Annotated in this window: 3 protein-coding genes; all 3 read right to left on the bottom strand. The window is 61.5% G+C overall.

Annotated elements, in window-relative coordinates; translation table 11 throughout:
* Positions 1–2: 2 nt before the first annotated feature.
* Entirely contained in the window at positions 3–1,253 is a 1,251-nt protein-coding gene (locus tag BV106_RS13750; RefSeq protein ID WP_051945775.1) for a PQQ-binding-like beta-propeller repeat protein, read from the bottom strand.
* Positions 1,254–1,482: 229 nt separating this feature from the next.
* On the bottom strand, positions 1,483–2,088 hold the full coding sequence (gene pgsA / locus BV106_RS13745; protein ID WP_038165528.1) for a CDP-diacylglycerol--glycerol-3-phosphate 3-phosphatidyltransferase: 606 nt from the start codon (positions 2,086–2,088) through the stop codon (positions 1,483–1,485).
* 145 nt (positions 2,089–2,233) lie between these two features.
* Entirely contained in the window at positions 2,234–2,587 is a 354-nt protein-coding gene (locus BV106_RS13740) for a hypothetical protein (RefSeq protein ID WP_038165526.1), read from the bottom strand.
* Between the last annotated feature and the right edge of the window lie 158 nt (positions 2,588–2,745).

Genomic DNA, 2,745 nt, shown 5'->3' with positions numbered 1-2,745 from the left:
TTTTAACTCTTGATGTCATAGCAATGAATCAGCTCCTGATCGCGAAGGTAGAGCTTGCCACCGCTGACGACCGGGTGGGTCCAGATCTTGCCCTTGGGGTTGCGCTGGGCGGTCTGGGGTCCGAGCTGGAAGCGGCCTTTCTCATTCCACCCGTTCGGGGAGGCTTCGATTAGCACCACGTTGCCGGAGTTTTCCTCCAGGAGGTAGAGCATGCCATCGGCGCAATGGATCGCGCCCTTGCCCAGCTTGCCGCGCTCGGCCCACTGCACCTCGCCGGTCTTGAAGTTCTGGCAGGTCCAGCCGCCCTTGTCGGAGTGGCCGTAGAGGTAGTCGCCCACCAGGATGACGCCACCGTGGTGGTTCACCATGTTGGTGTTCTCATACAGGAACTCGGGCTCGCCGCTGCCGAGCTTCACGGACTTGCAACCCACGCCATAGCCAGCCGCCACATAGACCTGCCCCTTGTCGAAGATGGGAGTGGGAATCACCGCCGTCTTGCCGGGGAAGGCGACCTTCCAGAGCACCGAGCCGTCCTTGGCGCTGATGCCGGCGAAGTTCTGCATGGTGAGCTGCACGTACTGGCGCACGCCGTTGAACTCGATGGGCACGAGGGAGGCGTATTGGGCGCCGTCCGTCCACTCCGCGGACTGCCAGACCTGCTTGCCGGTCAGCTTGTCCAAGGCGAGCACGGCCCCCTTGTTCCCACCGGGGGTGACCACCACCTGATTGCCATCCACCAGCGGGCTTTCGCAATAACCCCAGCCGGGGACCTTGCCACCGGCATCGGTCAGGCTGGCCTTCCAGATCACCTTGCCATCCTTGGCACTGACACAGGCGAGATCGCCCTTGCCGCCCAGGGCATAGACGCGGTCGCCATCGACGGTGGGTGAGCTGCGCGGGCCATCGCCCCAGCCGTTGGTCAAAAGCGGGCCGACGCTGACGGTCCACTTCTCCTTCCCGGTGGCGACATCCACGGCGATGAGGTGTTCCTCGAACTCCTTGGCCCCCAGGGTGTAGAGCGTGCCGCCCACGACGGCGAACCCGGAGTAGCCGAGGCCGGCCCCCTCAAAGGTCCAGACCCGCTTCGGGCCATCGGCAGGCCAGGATTTCAGCAAGCCAGTTTCTTTGGAGATGTCCTTCCGGTCGGCGCCGCGGAAGGTGGGCCAGTCATTGGCCTGGGCGGAGGGTTGGAAGGAGGCGAGCATGCCCGCGAAGGCACACAGCGTGAAGGCGGTGGAGGAGAAGGTTTTCATGGCAGGCAATGGGGTAAAACGCCGTCGCGTTTTCAAAGCTTGCCAGAAACGACCCTCGTTCTGAAAGATTTTTCACTTTCACAAAAATATATGCGCGGCAGCGCATGTTTTAAACTTCAAAATTCAAATGCCAAACTTCAAGATGAGCCGCCCGAGGGGCCACGCGTGGCACCGACGAATTCCGCCTCCCCTTTGAAGTTTGACGTTTGAACTTTGAAGTTTTGCTTTCTCACGCATCTCCAAACAGCCGCCGGTTCTTCCAGAAGTAGCTGAAGCCGGAAACAATGGTGAGCCCGGCCATCATGATGATGCAGATGAGGCCGAAGACGGCGGGGGAAAACGGGGTCCAGGAGAAGGCCGGGGCCAGCCAGCGGAACATGGGCTCTGCCGTGGATGCGTAGAGGAGGAAGTAGCAGACGGTGATGATCTGCCAGACCATCTTGTGCTTGCCCAGCTTCTCCGCCGCAAGGACGACTCCGGCATTGGAGGCGATCTGGCGGATGCCGGTGACGAAAAACTCACGGGCGAGGATGGCGATGACGATCCAGACCTCCAGGGCGATCTTGCCATTGGGCAGAGGCACCTCTGGAGTGGCCAGCATGATGAGCGCGGCCGTCATGAGGATCTTGTCCGCCAGGGGGTCCATGAGCTTGCCGAAGTTCGTCACCAGATTCCGGCTGCGGGCGAGGTGGCCATCGAGGTAATCCGTGATCGACGCCAGGGCGAAGACCAACAGGGCGATGGAGATACGGTTGGCCAGAGGCAGATGGAACAGCACCACAAACACCGCCGTAAGGATGAGGCGAAGGACGGTGAGCTGGTTGGGGAGGTTCATGGAGTCGATGATACTGGCAGGCGCGGCGGATGGGGGGCCGGAGGGGACGGGGCTTGTTAGCCGCGGTGTCATCCCTGTGTCAAACCACGATTCGGTGAGAGAAGACATTTCCCAAGATACGCCCGGTGAGCGGCTTGCGGAGGTGTCAAGCCGCCCGTAGTGCCACGAACCCGAACTGCGCGCACACGGCGGTGGCAGTCTCGAATGAAAGCACAGAGTCCACCGTGGCAAAAATCTTCATGCCCAGCAGGGCGATGACCACATCGTACGGAGCCACCTGCAGCACCAGCGCCAGGGAGTCCACCGTGGGAGGATCTGGCAATACCACCGCCTTCTGCGGCAGCATGGGTGCGCCGGTGGATGTCAGGAGCGGGCCGAGCACCTCCTGGGCAGCGTACACCTCAGTCAGCTCCGTGCACCCGTCCGGCAGGAGGATGAAGCGCGGCGTATCCCCGCCCGGTGGGCGCAGGTGGATCTCGTCAGCGTCGTCAGCACTCATGGAGCTCTGCGGACCGTTCCGCCCGCACCTCTGAAGGCCTTACTTTAGCTCAAACCGGGCCGGGAGAGGAGGGGAAAAAAGCTTCAAAATCCAAACTTCAAACTTCAATGCCGGAACGCTGAGGCCTGAAGTTTGAAGTTTGAGATTTGAAGTTTGGT

The sequence above is a fragment of the Verrucomicrobium sp. BvORR106 genome, assembly GCF_000739655.1.
GTDB lineage: Bacteria > Verrucomicrobiota > Verrucomicrobiia > Verrucomicrobiales > Verrucomicrobiaceae > Verrucomicrobium.
This window is presented reverse-complemented; position numbering and strand designations above follow the sequence as displayed.

Bases quoted from the DNA above. Each gene is read 5' to 3' on its own strand.
- pgsA (WP_038165528.1), bottom strand. From the start codon at position 2,088: ATGAACCTCCCCAACCAGCTCACCGTCCTTCGCCTCATCCTTACGGCG.
- BV106_RS13740 (WP_038165526.1), bottom strand. From the start codon at position 2,587: ATGAGTGCTGACGACGCTGACGAGATCCACCTGCGCCCACCGGGCGGG.
- BV106_RS13750 (WP_051945775.1), bottom strand. From the start codon at position 1,253: ATGAAAACCTTCTCCTCCACCGCCTTCACGCTGTGTGCCTTCGCGGGC.